This is a genomic window from Kribbella sp. NBC_01505 (assembly GCF_045040285.1).
In the GTDB taxonomy this organism is placed as follows: Bacteria; Actinomycetota; Actinomycetes; order Propionibacteriales; family Kribbellaceae; genus Kribbella.
The window spans coordinates 8,201,564-8,224,405 of the sequence record NZ_CP109425.1 but is presented as its reverse complement, the minus strand read 5'-3'; the positions used below and the strand labels follow the sequence as shown (position 1 = coordinate 8,224,405).

General features: G+C 68.5%; 20 protein-coding genes. 14 read left to right on the top strand and 6 right to left on the bottom strand.

Annotation, left to right across the window (positions count from 1 at the left end):
* Window positions 1-38: 38 nt before the first annotated feature.
* Both OG474_RS38630 and OG474_RS38625 read left to right on the top strand, forming a co-directional pair.
* Complete coding sequence (locus OG474_RS38630; protein ID WP_405058603.1) at window positions 39-806, top strand: ABC transporter permease; 768 nt, start codon at window positions 39-41, stop codon at window positions 804-806.
* Window positions 803-1,048, top strand: coding sequence for a DUF2630 family protein (locus OG474_RS38625; RefSeq protein ID WP_405058602.1), 246 nt, complete (start codon window positions 803-805; stop codon window positions 1,046-1,048). The genes OG474_RS38630 and OG474_RS38625 overlap by 4 nt, the downstream gene beginning before the upstream one ends.
* 1,292 nt (window positions 1,049-2,340) lie before the next feature.
* Here OG474_RS38625 and OG474_RS38620 read toward each other — a convergent pair.
* Genes OG474_RS38620 through OG474_RS38605 form a run of 4 tightly spaced genes read right to left on the bottom strand, consistent with a single transcriptional unit; the run spans window position 2,341 to window position 5,127 of the window.
* Entirely contained in the window at window positions 2,341-2,763 is a 423-nt protein-coding gene (locus OG474_RS38620; RefSeq protein WP_405058601.1) for a TIGR03667 family PPOX class F420-dependent oxidoreductase, read from the bottom strand.
* A gap of 18 nt (window positions 2,764-2,781) precedes the next feature.
* Window positions 2,782-3,183 carry a CoA-binding protein gene (locus tag OG474_RS38615; protein WP_405058600.1) on the bottom strand — a complete coding sequence of 134 codons (402 nt, stop codon included), beginning with the start codon at window positions 3,181-3,183 and terminating at the stop codon, window positions 2,782-2,784.
* A 46-nt stretch (window positions 3,184-3,229) separates the two neighbouring features.
* Complete coding sequence (locus OG474_RS38610) at window positions 3,230-3,883, bottom strand: response regulator (RefSeq protein WP_405058599.1); 654 nt, start codon at window positions 3,881-3,883, stop codon at window positions 3,230-3,232.
* Entirely contained in the window at window positions 3,865-5,127 is a 1,263-nt protein-coding gene (locus tag OG474_RS38605) for a sensor histidine kinase (RefSeq protein ID WP_405058598.1), read from the bottom strand. The genes OG474_RS38610 and OG474_RS38605 overlap by 19 nt, the downstream gene beginning before the upstream one ends.
* A 121-nt stretch (window positions 5,128-5,248) precedes the next feature.
* Here OG474_RS38605 and OG474_RS38600 point away from each other — a divergent pair, with 121 nt between their 5' ends.
* The 10 genes from OG474_RS38600 to OG474_RS38555 all read left to right on the top strand — a co-directional run bounded on the left by OG474_RS38600 (window position 5,249) and on the right by OG474_RS38555 (window position 16,987).
* The gene (locus OG474_RS38600) at window positions 5,249-6,016 is read left to right on the top strand and encodes an ABC transporter ATP-binding protein (protein ID WP_405058597.1); all 768 of its coding nucleotides are present in this window, start codon (window positions 5,249-5,251) and stop codon (window positions 6,014-6,016) included.
* Window positions 6,016-7,983, top strand: coding sequence for an FtsX-like permease family protein (locus OG474_RS38595; RefSeq protein WP_405058596.1), 1,968 nt, complete (start codon window positions 6,016-6,018; stop codon window positions 7,981-7,983). The genes OG474_RS38600 and OG474_RS38595 overlap by 1 nt, the downstream gene beginning before the upstream one ends.
* Window positions 7,984-8,017: 34 nt before the next feature.
* Window positions 8,018-10,468, top strand: a complete 2,451-nt coding sequence (locus OG474_RS38590) for a DNA topoisomerase (ATP-hydrolyzing) subunit A (protein WP_405058595.1) — start codon at window positions 8,018-8,020, stop codon at window positions 10,466-10,468.
* A 5-nt stretch (window positions 10,469-10,473) separates the two neighbouring features.
* Window positions 10,474-11,178 (top strand): LppX_LprAFG lipoprotein, encoded by a 705-nt coding sequence (locus OG474_RS38585; RefSeq protein WP_405058594.1) that lies wholly within the window; start codon window positions 10,474-10,476, stop codon window positions 11,176-11,178.
* A gap of 10 nt (window positions 11,179-11,188) precedes the next feature.
* On the top strand, window positions 11,189-12,859 hold the full coding sequence (locus tag OG474_RS38580) for an MFS transporter (RefSeq protein ID WP_405058593.1): 1,671 nt from the start codon (window positions 11,189-11,191) through the stop codon (window positions 12,857-12,859).
* 56 nt (window positions 12,860-12,915) lie between these two features.
* On the top strand, window positions 12,916-13,863 hold the full coding sequence (locus tag OG474_RS38575) for a sucrase ferredoxin (RefSeq protein ID WP_405058592.1): 948 nt from the start codon (window positions 12,916-12,918) through the stop codon (window positions 13,861-13,863).
* Window positions 13,860-14,360 (top strand): beta-class carbonic anhydrase, encoded by a 501-nt coding sequence (locus OG474_RS38570; protein ID WP_405058591.1) that lies wholly within the window; start codon window positions 13,860-13,862, stop codon window positions 14,358-14,360. Before OG474_RS38575 ends, OG474_RS38570 begins: the two co-directional genes overlap by 4 nt.
* 79 nt (window positions 14,361-14,439) lie before the next feature.
* Window positions 14,440-15,039, top strand: a complete 600-nt coding sequence (locus OG474_RS38565) for a TetR/AcrR family transcriptional regulator (RefSeq protein ID WP_405058590.1) — start codon at window positions 14,440-14,442, stop codon at window positions 15,037-15,039.
* The gene (locus OG474_RS38560) at window positions 15,039-15,677 is read left to right on the top strand and encodes a VC0807 family protein (RefSeq protein WP_405058589.1); all 639 of its coding nucleotides are present in this window, start codon (window positions 15,039-15,041) and stop codon (window positions 15,675-15,677) included. Before OG474_RS38565 ends, OG474_RS38560 begins: the two co-directional genes overlap by 1 nt.
* Complete coding sequence (locus OG474_RS38555) at window positions 15,674-16,987, top strand: FAD-dependent monooxygenase (RefSeq protein WP_405058588.1); 1,314 nt, start codon at window positions 15,674-15,676, stop codon at window positions 16,985-16,987. The genes OG474_RS38560 and OG474_RS38555 overlap by 4 nt, the downstream gene beginning before the upstream one ends.
* 549 nt (window positions 16,988-17,536) lie before the next feature.
* Here OG474_RS38555 and OG474_RS38550 read toward each other — a convergent pair.
* Window positions 17,537-18,301, bottom strand: a complete 765-nt coding sequence (locus OG474_RS38550; protein ID WP_405058587.1) for a carbonic anhydrase — start codon at window positions 18,299-18,301, stop codon at window positions 17,537-17,539.
* 132 nt (window positions 18,302-18,433) lie between these two features.
* Between OG474_RS38550 and OG474_RS38545 the strand changes: the two genes are divergently transcribed.
* Complete coding sequence (locus OG474_RS38545; protein ID WP_405058586.1) at window positions 18,434-19,726, top strand: hypothetical protein; 1,293 nt, start codon at window positions 18,434-18,436, stop codon at window positions 19,724-19,726.
* A gap of 12 nt (window positions 19,727-19,738) precedes the next feature.
* On the opposite strand, the gene OG474_RS38540 is transcribed toward OG474_RS38545, so the two are convergent.
* Window positions 19,739-20,356, bottom strand: coding sequence for an HAD family hydrolase (locus tag OG474_RS38540; protein ID WP_405058585.1), 618 nt, complete (start codon window positions 20,354-20,356; stop codon window positions 19,739-19,741).
* Between the two features lie 388 nt (window positions 20,357-20,744).
* Between OG474_RS38540 and OG474_RS38535 the strand changes: the two genes are divergently transcribed.
* Window positions 20,745-22,841 (top strand): HAMP domain-containing protein, encoded by a 2,097-nt coding sequence (locus OG474_RS38535; RefSeq protein WP_405058584.1) that lies wholly within the window; start codon window positions 20,745-20,747, stop codon window positions 22,839-22,841.
* The last annotated feature ends 1 nt before the right edge of the window (window position 22,842 follow it).

Genomic DNA, 22,842 nt, shown 5'->3' with positions numbered 1-22,842 from the left:
AGACCTTCGAACAGATCCTGTGGTGGTCAAATAGGCAGATGTCATTCCATACCGGGCTCGGCCTCACGGCGGTCGCGGTGTTGCCGCTGCTGATCGTGATCGGCGTCGCCGGTTCCCGGTACGCCGGACTCCGGCACGACAAGGGGATCGTCACGGCGGCGCTGCGGGCGGTCGTGCAGCTGGCCGCGGTCGGTCTGGTGGTCGGGTTCGCGCTGCAGCACACGCTCGGGGCGATCGCGTTCGTCGTACTGATGTTCGGTGTCGCGACCTTCACCAGCACCCGGCGGCTGCATCAGACCGCGGTCGTCCCGCATCAGTGGCTCTACTGTGGTGCCGCGATCGGAGCCGGCGCCTTGGGCGTGCTGCTGATCCTCATCCTGCCCGGCGTCGTCCCCAGGAACCCGGCCACCATCCTGCCGATGGGCGGCATCATCGTCGGCGGCGCGATGACCGCGACCACCCTCGCCGGCCGCCGCGTGCTGAGCGAGTACGGCACCCGCTTCGGCGAGTTCGAGGCGGGCCTGTCGATCGGTCTGCTCCCCCGTGACGCATTCAAGCTCGTCGTCGGCCCGGTCGCCGGCGACGCTCTGCTTCCCGCCCTCGATCAGACCCGCACGGTCGGCCTGGTCTCGCTGCCCGGCGCCTTCGTCGGCATGGTCCTCGGCGGCGCTTCCCCCGCAGCGGCGGCAGCACTCCAACTCGTCGTACTGATCGGGCTCATGGCCGCCGAAACCATCGCCATCCTCACCATCACGGAGTTGCTCTCCCGCTCACAGCTTCCCGACGGGCGTACCGTTTCCTCATGACCGACAACAACATCTTCACCAAGATCGACGCCCTGGTGGCCGAGGAGCACGACCTCCGCACCAAGCACGCGGCCGGCGAGATCGGGGACGGCGAGGAGCACGACCGACTGAAGGCCCTCGAGGTCGAGCTCGACCAGTGCTGGGACCTGCTCCGCCAGCGCCGCGCCAAGCGCGAGTTCGGCGACGACCCCGAGACCGCCGAGGCCCGCCCCGCCTCCACCGTCGAGGGCTACCTCAACTAACCCCGGCAGCGGGCTGTTTCAACAGCTAACGTCCGAAGACCCGCAGTACGTGGTCGGCCGTACGTGGTCGGCGCGTTTTCGGACGTTGTTGGGTCGCGGCGTGATCCAGCCGAGGCGTGTGGCCGCCACAGGCGGGCGAGTCGCCTCACCGATACGGGTGTGCGGGGAACTGCTGCCGCTCAGAGCCTGTTGCGATTTGGCGGCTGCTGCTCCCCAAACTGGTTTGGGGAGCGAGATCGCGGCAGGTGATCGGCCGCGGTGGCTGAGCACTTTGTCTGGGCAGGAACCCCGCCGTCCCGGATGTGCTCGTCCCGTCCGTCCGCTCGGATTCGGCCGGTGGGGTGGTCGCCGCTGCGGCCGGTTTTACTGAGACGGGTGGCTGGGCGGGTCTGTGGCTGGGCCGGATGGTTCGGCCGGTGACCGCGGTTGCGGTTGCTTGAGCTTCCGGGCTGTGGTTGCTCCCGACGATCAGGAGGCCTGTCAGCTGACCCGCCGCCGTGGTTGACCACTGCGGTTCGGGTCGCCTGCCTCGGCTGCCTCGGCTGCGGAAATTTGGCTGGATATCCGTTCAAGTTGACCCTTCTCTGCTCAAAATTTGAGGGGAGAACCAGCAACTTGCGGGGAGATCCCCTCGTTTTCCGGGACCGCAACCCAAGCCCGGAAGCTCAGGCAACCGCAACTGTGGTCACCGGCCTCGCCATCCCCCTCAACCACAGACCACGCCCACCTAGCACTTCAGTAAATCGGCCGCCGCGGCGGCCAACCACCGTCGACGTGTCCGGCCTGTCCGGTACGGCGCGAATCGGGGCACACCAACACCCCGCGAACACGCACTAACCGCGACCGGCCGCCTCGTTGCATCTTTGTGGAGTGCTACTGCCGCTGGGTGGCAGTAGCACTCCACAAAGGCGAGCTTCCGCCCGGTTCGGACGCGGTCAGCGAGTTGAGGTCGTCTGGAAGGTGCCGGTTGCGAGATTCACGGATGCCTACTGCCGCTCCCTGACAGTAGAACTCCGTGAACCGACAGACACGCCCGCACATCACGCCTCTGCGGGGAACTGCTGCCGCTCAGAGACAGTAGATCCCCGCAAACCGGCAATAACCACCGCAGACAACGGTCACGCGATCGCCGACCGCACCATCCCCTCAGCCGTAGACCACACCAGCCACCCGTCTCAGTAGATCCGGCCGCAGCGGCGACCAGCCACCGCGTACGCCGCCGGCCGAATCCGAGCGGACGGACGGGACGAGCACCTTCGGGACGGCGGGGTTCCTGCCCAGCCGAAGCAGGGTTAGAAGCCTCGGAGCTTTTCCGGGGTGATGCGGATGACCACCGAGTACTCCGCGTGGAATTGCTCGGTGGTCATGCCCAGGCCGACGATGGGGTCGCCGTACTTGGCGTTGTAGAGGGCTGCGACCTCCGCGGCCAGCGGCTCGGTGTCGATGCTCGCCGTGCCGGAGATGACGCCGACGTCACCGCCGGAGTGGGTCGCGTTGAAGTTGACCGCGACCTGCGGGTGGGCGGTGATGTTGTGCAGCTTGGCCTTGTGGCGCTGGCTGGCGATCAGGACGGCGCCGTCGTGCCAGAGGAACCAGACCGGGTTCGGCGCCGGGGTGCCCGACTTGCCGACCGTGGTCAGCCAGATCACCAGCTCGTCGTCCAGCTGCCGCGCGATGCGCTTGCCGAAGTCCGTGGACGTGTCGATCGAGAACAAGAGCTACCCCTCAGGTCGTCACGAAGGACCGAGATGCGGCCACTCGATCATCGGGCAGTGGTCCATCACCATGGTGAGTCCAGCGGCCGTCGTACGGGTGTAGGCGTCCTGGTCCGTTACACCCAGCTGAAACCACACCGCCCGCGCATTGATTCCCACTGCCTGGTCCGCGATCTCACCCGACAGGTCGGACCGCACGAACACGTCCACGCAGTCCACCGGGAACGGAATCTCGGCCAGACTCGCGTACCCCTGCTCGCCGTGCACGGTCTCGGCGGACGGGTGCACCGGCACGATCCGCTTGCCTCGCGCCTGCAGGAAGCGAGCCACGCCGTACGCCGCTCGGTCGGTGTTGTTCGACAACCCGACCACGGCCCAGGTGTCGCAGTCCGCCAGGATCTTCCGAATATCCGCGTCCATACTCAATTCCTTCCCCACCCCACCGCCCCGGTCAGGCCAATGATCCTTACCCACGCAAATACGTCAGTACGGCGGAGACTCGGCGGTCGAGGCCGTCGTCCAGCTGGAGCTTGGCGAAGATGTTGCCGACATGCTTCCGTACGGCGGCCTCGCTCACCACAAGCTGTTCAGCGATCGCCCCGTTGACCCGGCCCTCGGCCATCAACGCCAGCACTTCCAGCTCCCGCGGAGTCAACGCGGCCAGCGGTCCATCGTTGCGGCGCCGAGCGAGCAGCTGCCGGACCACTTCCGGATCAACCACCGTGCCGCCCGAGGCGACTCGGTCGAGTGACTCGAGGAACTCGGCGACATGACCGACCCGGTCCTTCAGCAGATACCCGATACCGCCGGTCGTTGATTCGAGCAACGACGACAGATACGCGTCGGCGACGTACTGCGAGAGCACCAGGATCCCGATCGCCGGGAACTCGGCCCGGATCGCGGCGGCCGCGCGCAGTCCCTCGTCGCTGTGTCCGGGCGGCATCCGGACGTCGGTGATGACGAGGTCCGGCGGCGCCTTGCGGACCACGGCGAGCAGCGTGTCCCCGTCGCCCACACTGTCGCGGACCTCGTGCCCGGCGCGATCCAGAATGCTGGCCAGTCCCTCGCGCAGCAGCAACGAGTCTTCGGCCAGCACAATGCTCAGTCGCCGAGTTGGCACGGGCACTCCATTCGCAGTCGGGTCGGCCCACCGGGTGGGCTGTCGACGACGAGTGTGCCGCCCAAGGCGTCCAACCTGGTCACCAGGCCGGTCAGTCCGCTGCCCGCACCGACCGTCGCACCGCCGATCCCGTCGTCGGTGATGGTGATGACGAGCTGTCGACCCTCCCGCCAGCCCGCCACGTCACAGGTGTTCGCCTGCGCGTGCTTGGCGACGTTCGACAGGGCTTCACTGACCACGAAGTACGCCGCGGCCTCGATCGGCGGCGGCAGCCGGGACTCCAACACCACCGAGACTGTGACCGGCATCGGGCTGCGGTCGGCCACCTCGCGGATCGCGGCCTCGAGTCCGAGGTCGATCAGCACCCGCGGATGAATACCGCGGACGGCCTCCCGCAGATCGGCGAGCGCAGCCTCAGCCTCCGAGTGCGCCTTGACGACCAGCCGCTTGCCCTCTCCTTCGGGCAGGTCCAGCTCAGCCAGGCCAAGCGTCATGGTCAGCCCCACGAGCCGCTGCTGTACGCCGTCGTGCAGATGCCGCTCGATCCGCGCCCGCTCGGTCTCGAACGCGTCGACCAGGTCCAGCCGGGAGCGGCGCAGCTCGGCCACGTTCCGCTGCAGCTCCTCCTGCCGAGGCCCCAGCATCACCTTGGCCAGCGACGCCTCCGCGGCAGCCAGTACGCCGAGCAGGTAGGAGCTCACCACGTAGAACACCGGCCCGAACGTGACCGCGAAGAGCAGACCCTCGCCCGCGGTGTCGAGCGTCCAAGGGCCCATGCCCATCTCGTCGCCGTCGGCAATGATCGGCGCCAGGATCGTCACCCCGAGCACGGTGGCGCTGATCCCGGCCAGGAGCGCACTGAACGGCCAGACGAACACGCCGAGCACGAAGCCGTAGCCCAGCTCCCGCATCGACGCCTGCTCACGCCGGCGGAACTTGAGCTTGTCCCGCAGCGACAGCGACAGTGGCATTGCGGCGTGCGGGCTCTTGATGCCGCCGAGCAGCATGAGTCCCGCGCGCCACCGCTCGGCCCAGCCGATCGCCACGCCCAGCATCGGGAACAACGGCAGTAACAGGATGCCGATCACGATCGGACTGAGCACCGCGCTGGTCGCCGCCGCACCGATCAGTACGCAGATCGTCACCGACCCGACCGGCACCGACGTGAACAGGTAGACGTACGCACGCCACGGCCACGACGAGATCAGGAAGCGCGGGTTCGCCAGCGCTTGCCAGCCCGTCATTGGTCTCTCCACCCCGCCAACCCTAGGTCCGGGGCAGGCCGGAACGCGGTAGCTTGCGCGCTACTCCGGTCCTACACCGTAGGCCAGCGTGCCCGGGACTATTCACCTGTTGGCTGGTTCCATGACCGCAACTGCTCCCTCGCACCACAGCGTCGTACCGGAGTCCGCACCTGCGCTGGTGCTCGACGGGATCACCAAGACGTACCGCTCCAAGGCCGGTGGGGTCGACGCCCTGCGCGGCGTCACCTACCACTTCCCGCGTGCCTCGTTCACTGCGGTGATGGGAGCCTCTGGCTCCGGTAAGTCGACGCTGTTGCAGTGCGCGGCCGGACTCGACCAGCCGACGACCGGCACGGTGATCCTCGGCGGCGTCCCGCTGAACGGGCTGAACGAGGTAGCGCTGACGAAGCTGCGACGCGAGGAGATGGGGTTCGTCTTCCAGGCGTACAACCTGCTGCCGTCTCTCACCGTCTATGACAACGTCGCCCTGCCACTCCGGCTGACCGGGAAGCGCCCGCAGCGTGCCGAGATTCACGCCGTACTGGAGCAGGTCGGGCTCGGCGACAAGGTCAAGCGCCGGCCGGCCGAGCTGTCCGGCGGCCAGCAGCAGCGGGTCGCGATCGCGCGTGCCCTGATCACCCGGCCGTCGGTCTTCTTCGCCGACGAACCGACCGGGGCCCTCGACAGCAACAGCAGCCGGCAGGTGCTCGCCTTGTTGCGCGAGGCAACTGATCGTGCCGGGCAGACGGTGGTCATGGTCACCCACGACCCGGTGGCCGCGGCGTACGCCGAGCGCGTGGTCTTCCTCTCCGACGGCCTGATCGCCGGTCACCTCGACCGCGGCACACCGGGCCAGATCGCCGCTGCCATGAGTGACCTGGAGCGCTGATGTTCTTCCTCAGCAGGCAGACGGTAGGACGCCACCGACACCTGTACGCCGGTTCGTTCGTGGCGCTCGCGGTCGGCGTGTTCCTGCTCGGCCTGGCAGCGACTGCGACAGCCGCGACCGTCGCCCACGGCACAGGCAACCTCGCGAGCATCACCGTCACGACGCTCGGCGACGCAGATGCGACCCCGCGGCCGGTGAAGGTGCCCCTTCCTGGTGCGGACGTGTCCGGGCTGCAGGTCGTGCTCAGCCTGGTCGGCACGATCAGCGGGTTCATCACGATCTTCGTCATCGCCAGCACCTTCGCGTTCGCCGTCGCCTCGCGGCGGCGGGAGATCGGGTTGCTGCGGTTGATCGGTGCGACGCCGCGGCAGGTTCGCCGGATGATCCTCGGTGAGGCGCTCGTCGTCGCGCTTGCGGCCTCGCTGACCGGTGCGGTCCTGGCTCAGCTCGCTACTCCCCTGCTGCTGAGCCAGGCGTCGTACACGGAGCTTGCACCGGTCAAGCTGGAGCCGGCGTCGCCGTGGGTGCCGCTGGCGATCGCGGTCGGCATCGGGCTGGTGGTCGCGATGCTCGGCGCGCGATCCGCGGCTCGGCGCGCCGGTCGGGTCGGTCCGATCGATGCGCTGCGGGAGGCGTCACTGGAGTCAGCGCGGATCGGGCCGGTCCGAGTGCTCTTCGGGCTGCTGTTCCTCGGCGGGGCGATCACCATGCTGACGCTGATCCGGCCGTCGACCGGGGAGGGCGTCGTACCGCTGGCGATGTTCACCCCGATGGTGCTGGTGATCGCGTTGACGCTGCTGGCACCGCTCGTCGTACCGCTGCTCGGGCGGTTGTGGGCGATCCCGCTGGTCGCCTGGACCAGCGTGAGCGGCCGACTCGCCCGCAGCAACGTGACCGCGACGCCGCGGCGAAGCGCGTCCCTGGCCGCACCGATCCTCGCGATCTCCGCGATCGCGGGCTCGATGGTGCTCAGCCTCAGCTTCGCCGCCGACAGCGCGGTCGCCACGATCCGCGACACACTGCACGCGACGATCGTGGTGACCGCTCCGAGCATGCCTGCGGTTCCAGGTGTCGGCGTGGTGGATGCTGGCCTTCCGGTGCAGTTCGTTCGGGCGGGCGCCGAGGACGCTCAGCTGGAGGATGCCGAGGGAATCGATCCCGCGATCGCGTCTCAGACCCGGAACCTCACACCGCTGTCCGGCGACCTCAGTCAGCTCATCGGGAACACCGTCGCGGTCAGCAAGGAGACGGCCGGCCTCGAGCACTACAAGGTCGGCGACGACGTCCCGGCGACCTTCCTGGACAAGGTCGCCGTCAAACTGCGGGTCGTCGCGATCCTCCCGAACGGGCAAGGGGTGAACCCGAACTTCCTGCTTCCGCTCGACCTCGTCCGGCAGCACGCGCCGACCGCCGAGCCCGCTCAGCTGTTCGTGCAACCCGCGCCAGGCGTCGATCCGGCGGAGCTCGTGACCCGCATCGACCACGCCGTACTGGCCACCGCTTGGGAGGCTGATCAGGGCGCGGGTGTTCGCAAGGGCAACCAGCTCGGACTGATCCTGCTGCTCGGGCCGGCGGCCTTCTACAGCGCGATCGCGATCGCCAACACGCTGCTGATGGGCAGTCTGCAACGGCGCCAGGAGTTCGTCACCTCACGGCTCCTCGGCGCCACCCCGAACCAGATCCGCCGGATGGTCCTGTGGGAGTCCTCGCTGGTCGGGATGGTCGCGCTGAGCCTCGGTACGGCGATCACCGGCACGGTCGGCATCCTGATCCGGCACGCCATGACGGCCGGTGTTCCCGACGTACCGGTGACTGTCCCGTGGGGCATCCTGCTGGGGATCGGCGGACTCTGTCTGACCCTCGCGGTAGGGTCCGCCTTGGCTCCGACCGCATACATCCTGCGGGTCGTGGGCCGCCGCGCGGAGCGTGGCAATATGCACAGAACTGTCGTTCACCAGCGACAATGAGGGCCACCGTTCGACCGAGGAGCAGTTCACCCGTATGGCACGCCGTTCCAGTACCACCGCCGAGCCCGAGGACTTCGAGGAGCGCATCCTCGACGTCGATGTCTCCGACGAGATGCGCACCAGCTTCCTGGAGTACGCCTACTCGGTGATCTACTCCCGGGCGCTGCCGGACGCGCGGGACGGGCTCAAACCGGTCCAGCGGCGGATCCTGTTCTCGATGGCGGAGAACAACATCCGCCCCGACCGCGGCCATGTGAAGTCGGCCCGCGTCGTCGGTGAGGTCATGGGTAAGTACCACCCGCACGGCGACGGCGCGATCTACGACGCCCTGGTCCGGACCGCGCAGCCGTGGTCGATGCGGCTGCCGCTGATCGACGGCCACGGAAACTTCGGATCTCTGGACGATGGTCCGGCGGCGATGCGTTACACCGAGTGCCGGATGGCGCCGTCCGCGGTCGCGATGACGAACGGCCTGGACGAGAACGTCGTCGAGTTCCGGGCGAACTACGACGGCCGCGAGGAAGAGCCGTCGGTGCTGCCCGCGGCGTTCCCGAACCTGCTGGTCAACGGCGCAGCCGGCATCGCGGTCGGTATGGCCACCAACATGGCCCCGCACAACCTGGTCGAGGTCATCCAGGCGCTGCGGCACCTGATCAAGTCCCCGAACGCCGACCTCGACGACCTGATGCGGTTCGTGCCCGGCCCGGACCTGCCGACCGGCGGCAAGATCGTCGGCCTGGAAGGCATCAAGGACGCCTACGCGGCGGGCCGCGGCAGCTTCAAGATGCGTGCCACCGCCCGGATCGAGAACGTCACCCCGCGCCGCAAGGGCATCGTGGTCACCGAGCTGCCGTACACGGTCGGCCCGGAGAAGGTGATCGAGAAGATCAAGACGCTGGTCCAGGCCAAGAAGCTGCAGGGCATCGCGGACGTCAAGGACCTGACCGACCGCACGCACGGCACGCAGCTGGTGATCGAGGTCAAGAACGGCTTCGTCCCCGAGGCGCTGCTGGAGCAGCTCTACAAGATGACCCCGCTCGAGGACTCGTTCTCGATCAACGCGGTCTGCCTGGTCGACGGCCAGCCCCGCACGCTCGGGCTGAAGACGCTGCTCGAGGTCTACCTGCAGCACCGGTACGACGTCGTCCGGCGGCGCAGCGAGTTCCGCCGTAAGAAGGCGCAGGACCGGCTGCACATCGTCGACGGTCTGCTGATCGCGATCCTCGACATCGACGAGGTCATCCAGATCATCCGCAGCAGCGACGACGCGGCCGCGGCCCGGAGCCGGCTGATCGACATCTACGACCTGTCCGAGATCCAGGCCAACTACATCCTGGACATGCCGCTGCGCCGCCTGACGAAGTTCTCCAAGCTCGAGCTGGACACCGAGAAGGCCGAGCTGGAGCGCGAGATCGAGCGGCTGACCGCGATCCTCGAGGACGAGGCGCTGCTGAAGAAGACGGTCGGCGACGAGCTGGCCGAGGTTGCCAAGACCTACGGAACCCCGCGCCGGACGGTGCTGCTGGAGTCGTCGGGGGCGACCAAGACCGCGGCCGTGCCGCTCGAGGTCACCGACGACCCGTGCTGGATCCTGATGAGCTCGACCGGCCTGCTCGCCCGCACCAACGGGGTCGAGCCGTTCGGTGCGACGGACGGCCGGGCCAAGCACGACGCGATCGTCTCCGTGATCAAGAGCACCGCACGCGGCCAGTACGGATTGATCACCAGCGCAGGCAGGCTGATCCGATTGGACTCGCTGGACCTCCCCGCCGTACCGACGACGGCCGCCGCGCCGAATCTGCAAGGTGGCGCACCGATCGCCGAGTTCGTCTCGCTGGAGCCGGGTGAGAAGGCGCTCGCGCTGACCACCATGGATCCCGAGTCGATCGGTGTCGCGCTCGGTACGGCGACCGGCGTGGTCAAGCGCGTCGTGCCGGACCACCTGAGCAACCGCGACGCGTGGGAGATCGTCCGGCTCAACGACGGCGACGAGGTGGTCGGCGCGGTCGAGCTCACCACGGGCGAAGAGGAGCTGTGCTTCGTCACCTCGGATGCGCAGCTGCTGCACTTCCCAGCCTCCGCGGTCCGTCCGCAGGGACGCACGGCCGGCGGTATGGCCGGGGTCCGGCTCACCAGCGGCGCGAAGGTGGTCTTCTTCGGCGCCATCGAGCCTGGCCGCGAAGCGCAGGTCGTCACGATCGCCGGCTCGAACTCGGCCCTGCCGGGGACAGAGGTCGGCGCGGTCAAGGTGACGCCGTTCAGCGAGTATCCGGGCAAGGGCCGCGGCACCGGCGGCGTCCGTTGCCAGCGGCTGCTCAAGGGTGAGGACGGGCTGCTGCTCGCCTTCATCGGAGTGGCCCCCGTCAAGGCCAGTGCGAACAGCGGCGCACCGGTGGACCTGCCGCCGATCGACCCGCGCCGCGACGGCTCCGGCGTGCCGGTTGCCCAACCGATCGCAGCTTTGGCTGCCGACCTGGCAGGCTGACCCCCATGAAGAGACTCGTCGCGCTGGGCGCGGTGCTTGTGGTGGCACTGGCCGGCTGCAGTGACAAGAAGGATTCCGGCGGTGGCGCCGGGCAGTCGAACGACGCCGTCACCCAGCTCACGGCCGCGAAGAAGGCGATCGACGATGCTTCCAGCGTCCACATCGTGCTGACCGGCCGCGACCTGCCGGACAGCGCGCAGACGCTGGCCAGCGGCGACGGCGTGGCCACCCACGCACCGGCGTTCAAAGGCAAGCTCACGATCCGCACCGGTGGTGCGCCGATCGACTCCGAGGTCGTCGCGGTCGACAAGAAGGTCTACGCGAAGCTGCCGTTCACCGGGAAGTTCGTCGAGCTCACGCCCGACCAACTGACCGGTTTCGGCGCGCCGGACCCGGCCGTCCTGCTGGACCCGGCCAAGGGCCTCACCTCGGTGCTGCCCGCGCTGAAGAACCCGGTGGTCAAGGGTGACACCCGCGACGGCGCCAAGGTGCTGACCGAGATCACCGGTTCGGTCGACGGCACGACGCTGCAGGGGATCTTCCCGAAGGCTCCGGCCGGCCAGGAGTTCCAGAGCAGCTTCAAGCTCGACAAGGACTCCAAGCAGCTGGTCTCGGCGACGATCTCCGGCCCGTTCTACGACGGCGCCACCAGCAGCTACGACGTCACCTTCGACAAGTACGGCGAGCAAGTCTCGATCACCAAGCCGTAGTGAGCCCACAGTGAGCACAGCGGTGGCCGCCCGGCCGAGAGCCCAGCTCACGCTCGCGTCGATCGCGGTCGCCTTCGCGGCCGCCGACACGTATGTCGTCGTCCTCGCGCTGCCCGACCTGATGTCCGGGGTCGGGCTGTCCGCGGACGAGCTCCAGCGGGCCGCTCCGATCATCTCCGGGTTCCTGCTCGGCTACATCGCGGTGCTGCCGCTGATCGGCCGGATCGCGGATGTCGCCGGCCGCACGCCGGTACTGGTCGGCGCGCTGATGCTGTTCGCTGTCGGCTCGCTGATCACGGCGGCGGCGTACGACCTGCCGTCAGCGGTAACCGGTCGGTTTCTTCAGGGCGTAGGAGGTGGCGGGCTCGTCCCGGCGACGCTCGCGTTGGTCGCAGACCTGTGGCCGGCTGAGCGACGCGGTCTCCCTCTCGGAGTGGTCGGCGCGGTCCAGGAGCTTGGCTCGGTCCTCGGTCCGCTGCTGGGCGCCGCCGTACTGGCTGTGGCCGACTGGCGGTACATCTTCTGGCTCAACCTCGTGGTCGCAGTCGTGCTCGCCGTGCTCCTGCGCGGAGTCCGACGACCACCTCTGTCAGCAGCCGTCGGACTGCTTGCTGCGGTCGCACTCGGCCTCACCCTGACCGCACCACGACGTCTCGCGACCGATGTGACGCTGGGACTGCCATTCGTGCCCTTCACCGGTACGTCGAGACTTCTGACTCCGATCGGGGTCGCGGCTCTCGTACTGGGGTTGCTCTGGGCGGTCCTTGCCCTCCGCCGGACCCAGGTGGTCGATCTCCTCAAACAGGTCGACCTACCAGGGGCGCTGCTACTCGCGCTCGCGCTGTCCGGCGTCGTGCTGGCCTTCGCCACCGCCGACCCGGAGCGCGAGCTGATGTCTCCGGCCGGTCCCTGGCTCCTGGCCGGCGCCGCGGTCTTCGCGGTCGCCTTCATCGCTTGGCAGCGTCGGGCTCCGCGGGCGATCGTCCCGGCCGGTCTGCTCGCAGCGCGCCCCGCGTGGGGTTCGCTGGTGGTCAGCTTCCTGGTCGGGTGCGCGCTGATTGCCGCACTGGTCGACGTACCGGTGTTTGCTCGGACCACGCAGGGCGGCGGGCAACTCGCTGCGGCGCTGGTGCTCGTGCGGTTCCTGATCGCGTTGCCGGTGGGCGCTGTGGTCGGTGGATGGCTCACCAGGCGCTACGGGCTCGGGCTGATCACCGGCGCCGGGCTCGCGCTGGCCGGTGCCATGTTCGTGCTGATGGCGTTCTGGAGTCGCCACGCACTCGACAGCTTCTGGGCGAGCGTCGTACTGCTGCTGTGTGGCTTCGGCTTCGGGCTGGCGCTGTCACCGGTGAACACGGCGATTCTCGGCGCGACTCCCCCACCGCACCACGGCCTGGTCAGCGCGCTCGTGGTCGTCGCGCGGATGGTCGGCATGCTCGTCGGCGTGTCTGCGCTGACCGCGATCGGGCTCCGCCGGTACTTCGCCATCGTCGACGACGTACCGTCACCGAACGAGCTCTGCCCGACCGCGCCCGCCTCGTGCCGCCCCTTCATCGACGCGCTCCGGGACGCGGCGATCTCCCAAACGCACGCGATCTTCGCCGGGGCCGCGGTGTGCGCCTTCCTGGCCGCGATCCTGGCGGTCGCGCTGCTCGGCCGACGTGGCTTAATACACACTTAATGGTCAGGTGATGGTCCTAGTGCGGAACTGAGGGCAACCTAACCTACAGTGGTGCCGTGAGAGTTCCACCCGACGCGACCGGTCGGCCAGGTCTGTGCTCGACCTTCTGCCGTCAGTTCCTCGAGCCGCTCGAGGGATCCGCCATTGTGGCGAGTGGCTGGGTCGTTCTGGAGCAGCCGGGCCCCTGGGGTGCCGATGCCGTCGTCAACAGTCATCTGGACCCGGTGTTCGGTGGCCGGTTCGATGCCGAGTGCAAGAAAGCCGACGTTCGCTTCGGCCTGATCCGGACGCCGGGGCGGCATTCGTTCCCCGCCGGCCACGCCCAGCAGGTGTACATCGCCTCCACCGCGCCCGGCAAGACCTTCCTGCTCAGCGCGCACCTGGAAGACCCGGAGCAGCTCAGCAGCCTCGACCTCAGCGCGATCGCCCGGGGCGACCGCGAAGCCGTCGACGCCTCCCTGCCCGGTCTGGTGCCGGTCGAGGAGTCGGTCATGCTGGTCTGCACCAACGGCAAGCGCGACGAGTGCTGCGCGATCCTCGGCCGCCCGCTGGTGAACGCCCTCGCCACGGCCGCACCGGGCCGGGTCTGGGAGGCCAGCCACCTCGGCGGCCATCGCTTCTCCCCCACCGCCGTGCTGCTGCCGGAGGGCACGATGCACGGCCACCTCAACGCCAAGACCGCCCTCGACGTCCTGGCAGCATCAGACCGCGGCGAAACCCTCCTGACCGGGCTGCGTGGCCGCACCACGTGGACGAAACGCGGTCAGGCCGCGGAAATCGCCGTACGCCACCAGACTGGTGAGCTCTCGCTGGACGCCCTCACTGTCGCGGGCGAAGATCTCGAATCCGTGACAGTGTGGCATCGCGACGGGCGGTCCTGGACCGTGCCGGTGACCAGTGCACCCGCCGATCCGCCTCGTCCGGAGTCCTGTGGAAAGGAGCCGTTCGCGATGTCGATCCTGAAGGCCGGAACCCCGGTCGCCGTAGTAGGTGCCGCCCGATGAGCACCCCCGGTTTCGAAGACCTGCTTGCCGCCAACGCCGAGTACGCCGCCGACTTCCACTACGGCGGTTTCGACGGAATCGCCCATGCCGGGGTCGGCGTGGTCACCTGCATGGATTCGCGGATCCCGCCGCTGGAGCTGCTCGGCCTCAAGCCGGGTGACGCCAAGGTGCTGCGCAGCGCCGGTGGCCGGGTCACCGAGATCACGCTCACCGGGCTCGTGCTCGGCGTCAACCTGCTCGGCATCCGCCGGATCATGGTCATCCCGCACACCCGCTGCGCGATGGCCGCGATGTCCGAGGACGAGCTGCGCGGCAAGGTCGAGAAGGCCGCCGGCAAGCCCGCGGGCTACCTGCCGATCAACGTCATCCCCGACCAGCTCGAAGCCCTCCGCCACGACGTCGCGGCGGTCCGCGAGCACCCGCTGATCGGCGAGGAGATCCTCGTCGGTGGCTTCATGTACGACGTGGACACCGGACTGCTCACCCAGCACGTCTAGCTCCCCTGCGACAAGCGCCGGCCAAGTTGCCGGCGCTTTTTACTTGACATCGTTTTACCCAGTCGGATAAGTTTTATCCATGGGGATAAAACATGACGATGCGCTCGACCGCGCCGGAAGCACGGCGGCACGCCGCGACCAGATCGTCGCCGCGACCATCGCCGTACTGGCTGACCGCGGTTTCGCGGCGACGACGTACGACGCGATCTGCGCCGAGGCCGGACTGAGCAGCAAGCGGCTGATCTCGTACCACTTCAAGACCAAGGACGAACTGCTCGCCGAGGTCCTGCACCGGGTGACCGCCGACGCGACCGTGCTGATGCGGCCCGCGATCGACAACGCCGACGGGCCGGGCGGGAAGCTGGCCGCCTACATCCGGTCGAACGTCGCGTTCGTCGCCGCGAGGCCGAACCACGTCCGGGCCGTGCAGCAGATCGTGGTCGGCGCCGCCGAGGTGCCGAGCGAGGAGGCCGACGGCGCGGTGACGCGACTGGTGGCACTGTTCGACGACGGTCAGCGGACGGGTGCCTTCCGGAAGTTCGACACCCTGCTGATGGCAGTCACACTGCGCGCCGCGCTCGACGCTGCCGCCGGCCGAGTCATCGCGGGAGCCGACCCGGCGACCTGCGCCCAAGAACTAGCCGAAATCTTCGACCGCGCAACACGAAAGGACTCTTGATGTCTGCCGCAACTGAGAGCAAGCCGAAGGCCCGCTGGGGCGCGGTTCTCGCACCGGTGATCGTCGATCTGGTGATCCCGCTGCTGATTTTCTACGGCTTCCGCCAAGCGGGCGTCGGCGTGGTCGGTGCCACCATCGCCGGTTCGGTGATCCCGGTCGTGCGAGTCGCGTACGGCGTGATCCGGCGGAAGGTCGACTGGATGGCCGTGTTCATGATCGTCGCCCTGGTCATCGGCACGATCGCCGCACTGGCCATGCACAGTCCGCGGATGCTGCTCGCCAAGGACGGTGTGATCACTGCGATGTGTGGGTTGTGGCTGCTGGCAACGGTTCTGCTCGGCAAGCCGCTACTGCTCTCCATCGGGCGTGGCATCGCGGAAGCCAAGCGTGGCAAGGGCGGTGGCGAGGTGTGGGCCCGGCGCTGGGACTCCGAGCCGCGGTTCCGGCACGGGCTTCGGCTGATCACCACGGTGTGGGGCGTCGGCTTGGTGCTGGACGCGGTGGTGCGAGTCGTAATCGCCTTCGCGCTGCCACTGGACGCCGTACCAGGGGTGACGACAGTGCAGTGGTTCGTGGTGTTCGTGCTGCTCTACGCGTTCATGTTCGGGTACTCGCGCAAGAACGACCTGCTCGCATGACCGACGTACTGGTGGTCGGCGCAGGCCCCACGGGGATGCTGCTGGCGTCGGAGCTCCTGCTGGCGGGAGCATCCGTCGTACTGGTGGACAAGCGGCTCGAACGGTCGGGTCAGTCGAAGGCCCTGTCGTTGCAGCCTCGGTCTGTTGAGGTGCTGCATTCGCGCGGTCTGCTCGAGCCGCTGCTGGCCGAGGCTCGTGAACTGCCGGGTGGTCACTTCGCTGGCCTGCCGTTGGACTACAGCACCCTGGACACACGATTCCCGTACCAGCTCGGGATCCCGCAGCTGCGGATCGAGCAGCACCTCGAAGATCACCTCGTCAAACACAACCTCGTCGTACGGCGTGGTCTGGAACTGAGCGCACTCGTGCAGGACTCCACCGGTGTGACGGCCACGTTTGCGGACGGTACGTCGATCCGCGCGGACTGGGTGGTCGGGTGCGACGGTGCTCGGAGCGCGGTGCGACAGCTGAGCGGTATCGAGTTCCCCGGACGGGACGGCAGGTTCAGCGCGGTCGTCGCCGATGTCGTGGTCGACGGTATCCAGGAGGACTGGCTGCTGCCGACACTGGAGACACGCGAAGGCGCAGTGCTGACCATGCTCCCGTTGAGCGGACGGGTTCAGCGGGTCCTGTTCAGCGGACCTGCCCAGCAGGGCCTGCCGAAGGATCATCCGGTCACCCACGAGGAGGTCGCTGCAGCGTTGACCGGCTGGTACGGCGAGGGCGTCGTACTGCAGGAGCTTCGCTACGGCTCTCGTTTCACCGATGCGGTGCGACAGGCGGACAGGTACCGCGAGGGCCGAGTCTTCGTGGCCGGCGACGCAGCGCACATCCACTCACCCACCGGCGGCCAAGGCATGAACCTGGGACTCCAGGACGCCTTCAACCTCGGCTGGAAACTCGGAGCCGTCATCCGCGGCGATGCCCCCGAACCCCTCCTCGACAGCTACCACACCGAGCGCCACCCAGTCGGTGCCGCCGTCCTGGCCAACACCCGCGCCCAAGGCGTCCTCACCGTCCCCGACGACGACGTCGCCTGCCTCCGCGACACCTTCGCCGACCTCCTCCACCTCCCCGAAGCCAACCACCACCTAGCCGGCCTGATCTCCGGCCTAGGCATCGCCTACGCCCCCGGCGACCACCCCCTAGTAGGCCACCGCATGCCCGACCTAGACCTCCCCAACGGCACCACCGTCCTACAAGCCCTACGCCCCGGCCGCCCCCTAACCATCACACCCCCCACCGACCCCACCACCCAACTAACCATCCGCCCCGACGGCTACATCCAAACAGCCACCCCAACCCCCTGACCCAGCACGCGCCCCCCATTGGCTAAGCCCCCAGTTCCACACTCCAGGGGAGGATCCGCTGCGAGTGTTCCTGAGGTTTGCGTGGACCTGCTGCCGCTGGGTGACTGTAGATCCCCGCAGACCGGTATTCGCGCAGTAGTCGGGCCAGGAGGATTTCGCCGGCCTCCGGCGGCCACTGGACCTTCGGGTGCGGCGGGGTCTGCCAGCCTGCGGAACTTCGCTGGATATCCGTTCAAACTGCCCCTTCTCTGCTCAAATATCGAGGGGAGAACCAGCAACTTGCGGGGAGGTCCCCTCGTTTCTTGCACCGCAACCAAAGCCCGGAACCTCAGACCGCGGGCACGCGAACAGCAGACCGCCAGGCCATCACAAAGTGGTCCAGCTCGCCGACGTCGACAGTGCCGCGGTGCTGCTTGGCGGGCGGTTGTGATGGACTGGGCGTCCGGATCTGCGCCACTGATCAACGCCGGCCGGACTGCTCGTCCCACGCTCGGCCGGGCGTGGCGATGACCGCGAGCTTGGGGTTGGACAGTGGGGGCGGTCCGGCGGCTAGGTGATTACTACGCGGCCGGTGTCGAGTTCGTAGTAGGCGGCAACTAGTTTGAGTTTGCCGGACTGTTCCAGCGGGGCGATGACTGGGGACTGGCGGAGTTTGGCGAGGACGAGGTCGACGTTGGCGTGGATGGCGTTGGTGAGGCGGTCGCCGGGCTGGTTGGCCACCTTGCGTACGGCGGGGGCCAGGGTTTCGACCAGGTAGCCGATCTGACCCGCCTCGGAGGTGCGCTGGTTAGCATCGAGCGCCTTGATCGTGGCATCGAGCGCACCACAGCGCTGGTGCCCCAGAACCATCAGCAGCGGAGTGTGCAGTTCTGCGACCCCGAACTCCAGGCTGCCGGTCACCGAGTGGTCGAGCGCCTCACCGGCACTACGCACGACCACCAGATCACCGAGGCCCTGGTCGAAGACGAGCTCGATTGGCACCCGCGAGTCCACGCACCCGAGCACAGTCGCGAACGGATGCTGCCCCTGACTCACGGCCACTCGCCGCGCCAGGCCCTCGTCCAGACGCTCATCCCGGTCGGCGACGAAGCGGGCGTTCCCGGCGATCAGGCGGTCGAGTGCCTCCTGCCCGTTCCCGACCGGAGCTCCGGTCGGCGGGTTCGAACCGCCGGGTGCCGGAGCTCCCACAACCGGCGTACCGGTCGGCGTAGCGTCCGAACAGGCGGTCAGTACGGCGCTTCCCGCGCCCACGGCGAGCCCGGTGGTCAGGGCGGTGGTCAGAAAACGGCGGCGGCTGCTGGTGGTGGTGCTCACGGGGCGCTCCTCAGGAAAGTGGCGGCGGGGCGGACGCCGCGTTCCGAAGGTAGCGCATTGCATACTGTCTGCAATACCCGGTCTTTGTGCAGATCTCTCGGCTTCCTCGCCGAGATCTGATAGATACCCCTTATGAGACTCCGCCCAAGCTCATTTCCCCGGACCCTCCTCGTCGGCGCACTGGCCCTGACGAGCGTGCTGTCCGGCGCCCCGATCGTCCACGCGGCCCCGGTCACCACCGGCTGTCTCGATGCCTCGGTCACCGGGACGGTCGAGGAGCAGCGGCTCGGTCGCGGCATCGCCGGCGGTCCTTCGGTTCCGGCCGAGATCCTGCGCCGGACCGGATTCGACAAGCAGGTGGCGCTGTTCAACCGGCTGCTCTGCGCGATGCCGAGCCGCGAGGCTGCCAAGCTGCTCGTCCGAGCCCAGGGCGAGGCCCTCTGGCGGACCGCGGTGCACCGCGCCCAGCACCCAGTCACCGGCACCGACGCCCTGCCGTCCACCGACGACCGCGGTCTGTACTGGGCACGCATCTCGATGGCGCTCGCCGTTCGCCAATGGCAACCGCGCTTCACAGTCGGTACGACGGAACGCGCCGAACTGATGAAGTCCCTCGAGTATGCGTCCCGCGGAATCACCAGCACCCGGTTCTCCCCCGGCGTCAAGAAGATCCTGGTGACCGGATTCGACCCGTTCACGCTCGATGCGGATATCCGCATCGGCAACCCGTCCGGCGCGAACGCACTCACCCTCGACGGACAGCGCTGGACGGTCAACGGGACGACGTACGAGATCCAGACGGTGGTCTTCCCGGTCCGGTACACCGACTTCGACCAGAACATGGTCGAGGACGCGCTCGCACCGCACTACCGCGGTGGACCGCAGCACGCCGACCTCGTGATGACCGCCAGCCAGGGGCGGGTGGGCATCTTCGATCTGGAGGTCTTCAACGGCCGCAGGCGCTCAACCAGCTCCATCGGCGACAACAACAACCTCTGGGGCGGCGGTAGTGCTACGGCGCCAGTCGTCTCGCCCAGCATGCCGATCGGCCCGGAGTTCATCACCTCCAGCCTCCCGCTGGCCCGCATGTCCCAGGCCGACGTGACGCCGTTCCGCACTCGTGTGAACACGTCGATCCTGGAGATCCCAGCCGGCCAGACCGCCCCGGTCCGCCAACTGCTCGGCCCGACCGCCGGATCCATCGCCTCCGAAGGCGCAGGCGGCGGCTACCTGTCCAACGAGGTTGCCTATCGCAACACTCTCCAGCGCGACCTGAAGGATCCGTCGATGCCTGCCGGCCACCTGCACGTCCCCGTGCTGTCCTTCGACGCCGTCAACAAGACGACCATCACCGATCCCACCTACGAGGCCAACCGCGAAGCCATCATCCGCGGCGCCCACGCCGTCCTCCGCCAAGCACTCTGATCACTTTTCTGATCAGCCGGCAATAATTCTGAACGCATCCAGCACCGACTGAACAGAATATTCGGCTGCCGGCTCACCGCTACGATCCCCGACCAGGATCGTGCGCAGGCCGGCATTCCGTCCGCCCGCGATGTCGTACGCCGGATGATCGCCCACCATCCATCCCTCCAACGCGGCGCCCGCACCCTCCGCCGCGATCGCGAAGATCCGCGCATCCGGCTTGCGCACACCAACAGCCTCGGAGATGCAGCAGAAGTCGACGGCCGCCGCGATCCCCGTGTGCTCAAGCTTCAAGCTCTGCTGCACAATCGTCCCGTTGGTCACCACCGCGACCCGCCACCCGGCCGCTCGCAGGTCAGAAACGCCTTCCAGTACGGCGTCCTCGGCCGCCGTGAACAACGGATGCTCGCGGTCATAGCTGTGCACCGATGGCGCCGTACCGAATTCCGCCTTCAACCGATCGAACAACTCGCCCCGCGGCGTGAAGCCACCGTTGTCATGGGCAACTAACCAGTCGACGGCATCCACCCCGGCCGCGGCGCACCACCAGCGCGCCCACGCGAGGAACGCCGCATCGCGGTCGATCAGGGTGTTGTCCAGGTCGAAACAGACCAGCCGCGGTATCGCCACCTGCCCGAGTTTATCCGGGTCACGTGGTCCCGCCGACGGGACGTGCGACCGGCGAACGCATCGCGGTAACGGCCAGAAATAAGGGCTTCTATGTTTCAGGGCAGAAGTATTGGCGTTTCGGAAGACATCGGAACAGTGACTACCGAGAGGGTTGACATGCTCACCGGGACGGGACCATCCTGGGGCCAACAGTAAAGAAAGTTTCCAATTAAGACCGGTGTCTGACCGTCGGCTCCCGGCCCACAACGCCAGGGCCTGGCCAGCCGTGCTTTCTGTCTCCTCCCCCGCCCCGTGGACGGCCGACAGGCCGCCCGCTCTAGGAGCCTGCATGCCCACCTGCGCCGAACCGTCTTCCCCGTGGCCCACTTCCGGTGTGGGCAGGTCCGGTGTGGACAGATCCATGGCCAGGTCCGGCGGCCGGACCGAACGGCTCCGGCCCCAACTGCCTGAGTCCGGCTTTCCCGGCGGCGCAGGTGTCGCCTCGGCGGCCGGGCTCGTCCTGCTGATCCTGATAGCCGTCTTCTGCGTGCTCGGCCTCACGGCCAGCCCGGTCGCCGCATTGTTCAGTGGCCCCGCACCTGCCGTGCCGTCCGGAGTCACCGCGGCGCAACGCCGGGACGCGGAGGCGTTCGCCAAGTCCATCGGCGTCTCCGCCGCTTCCGCCGCGCACAGCCTGCAGGTCGTCGCGGACTCGCAGGCGTTCGACAACCCCGACATCGGCCACGCACTGAGCAAACTAGGCGCCGGTCACCACTCATGGCGCGGCATCGTGCTGCTCGACGCCGCCTCCCGCACGCTGATCGCCGCCCACGGCGAACCGGTCCAGGTCGACGCGCTCGCCGGGGCCGACCTCGGCCGCCCCACCGTGCGCCCGTACATGCCGCCCGGCGGTGTGCCACTGCTGCTTAGCACGGTCCCGCTGCCCGACGGACGGGTCCTGGTGGCGTCGACCGCGCTGCGGATCGCGCTGCCACCGCCGGGCGGAGCACTGCGTCAGCACCTTCGCCTCGTCGCCGACGACGGCACCGTTCTCGGCAGTGTCGGAGCCGACGCCGACCCGGCAACACGCGACATGCTCGGCATCGCGGCGAGCGCGGCCCGCGCCGGTTCCGGCGTTCTCACCGGCGCAGTGAGCCCGGGACCGGCCCCGCTCGCGCCCGTAGTCGCCTATGCCCCGGTCACCACCGACGCCGGCACACTCGGACTCGCTGTCGTCACCGCAACCTGGTTGCCCGCCGACACCGCGCCGGCGCGCTGGCCGGGACTCGTCCCTGCGGTGGCGCTCTTGGCGATCGCCATCGGCGGCACCATGCTGGTACGCCGCGGCCTGGTCACACCGATCCGTCGGCTGCGGGACGACGCACTCAAAGTGGTCTCCGGTACGGCGAACAGTCCGGTACGCCGGGCGTGGACGGTCGAGGTGTTCCGGATCGCCGCAGCGCTGGAACGATGTCGGCCGGGCGGTCGCAAACCCCGATCAACTCGGGGCGTGCCCGCGCGGCTGGTGGTCGGCGTCATGACAGTGTCCATGCTGGCCTGGTCCGCGGCGATGTTCTGGACGCTGGGTCAGCACTCGGCGCAGGTCTCGCCATCACTGGTGACAGCACAGGAACTGCGGCTGGCCCGCTCCGCGGACGCGCTCCGCTCCGCCGTCACCAGCGGCCTCGGCGAACTGCGCGCAGTCGCTCGACTGAACACCGGCAAGCTCACCGTCGACGACCCGGCGTTCCGCAGTGTGTACGTCGTCGACCAGACGGGTGCGGTATCGCAGCGCAGTGGCAAGGCGCCCCTGCGCGAGGGCCCGCTGCCCGCCGGTACGTCGGCCGAAGGCCTGCAGCAGCACAACACCAGCGGCCGCCTGCCCGTGGTGTACGCCCACGTCCGGCTCAGCGACGGACGGACACTCGTCGGCGAGTTCGACGTCACCCGGCTCCCCCAGCCACTCCTGCCGGCGGGCGCACGAGTACGCGTGGTCGATGACGCCGACCGCACAATCATCGACACCCACGGCTACCTCGCCTTCGCCCAGCTGGCCGAGCCGGCACTCCGGAAGGCGACCGCCGCCGCGCGCACCGGCCACTCATCGGCGCAGGTGACCGGCGACACCGTCCTCGCCGCCCGCTGGATCGCGTCCCGTGGCCCCGCGTCCACCCTGCACTGGGTCGTGGTGGCGGAACAGCCCATCGGCGCGCTCGGCGTCGCCGACGGCTCCCTTCGCGACCGCGCCAGGGCCGCTGCCCTGTTCACGGCGGTGCTCGCAGTCGTCCTGGCCGGCTGGCACGAGCTCGTGGTGATCCGCCCGCTGCGCCGGGTCGCCGCGGCGGCCGAACGGGTCGCGGCCGGCGACCTCACCGAAACCGTCTATCCCCAACGTCAGGACGAGATCGGCACCGTCGCGTCCTGCCTGGACATCTGTCGCCAGGAACTCGGCGTCCGCCGGCACGAGCCAGTGCCTGAAGAGCTGCTCACCGGAAGCAGGTCCTGAG

Bases quoted from the DNA above. Each gene is read 5' to 3' on its own strand.
- OG474_RS38630 (WP_405058603.1), top strand. From the start codon at position 39: ATGTCATTCCATACCGGGCTCGGCCTCACGGCGGTCGCGGTGTTGCCG.
- OG474_RS38625 (WP_405058602.1), top strand. From the start codon at position 803: ATGACCGACAACAACATCTTCACCAAGATCGACGCCCTGGTGGCCGAG.
- OG474_RS38615 (WP_405058600.1), bottom strand. From the start codon at position 3,183: ATGGACGCGGATATTCGGAAGATCCTGGCGGACTGCGACACCTGGGCC.
- OG474_RS38605 (WP_405058598.1), bottom strand. From the start codon at position 5,127: ATGACGGGCTGGCAAGCGCTGGCGAACCCGCGCTTCCTGATCTCGTCG.
- OG474_RS38600 (WP_405058597.1), top strand. From the start codon at position 5,249: ATGACCGCAACTGCTCCCTCGCACCACAGCGTCGTACCGGAGTCCGCA.
- OG474_RS38595 (WP_405058596.1), top strand. From the start codon at position 6,016: ATGTTCTTCCTCAGCAGGCAGACGGTAGGACGCCACCGACACCTGTAC.
- OG474_RS38590 (WP_405058595.1), top strand. From the start codon at position 8,018: ATGGCACGCCGTTCCAGTACCACCGCCGAGCCCGAGGACTTCGAGGAG.
- OG474_RS38585 (WP_405058594.1), top strand. From the start codon at position 10,474: ATGAAGAGACTCGTCGCGCTGGGCGCGGTGCTTGTGGTGGCACTGGCC.
- OG474_RS38570 (WP_405058591.1), top strand. From the start codon at position 13,860: ATGAGCACCCCCGGTTTCGAAGACCTGCTTGCCGCCAACGCCGAGTAC.
- OG474_RS38565 (WP_405058590.1), top strand. From the start codon at position 14,440: ATGGGGATAAAACATGACGATGCGCTCGACCGCGCCGGAAGCACGGCG.
- OG474_RS38560 (WP_405058589.1), top strand. From the start codon at position 15,039: ATGTCTGCCGCAACTGAGAGCAAGCCGAAGGCCCGCTGGGGCGCGGTT.
- OG474_RS38555 (WP_405058588.1), top strand. From the start codon at position 15,674: ATGACCGACGTACTGGTGGTCGGCGCAGGCCCCACGGGGATGCTGCTG.
- OG474_RS38545 (WP_405058586.1), top strand. From the start codon at position 18,434: ATGAGACTCCGCCCAAGCTCATTTCCCCGGACCCTCCTCGTCGGCGCA.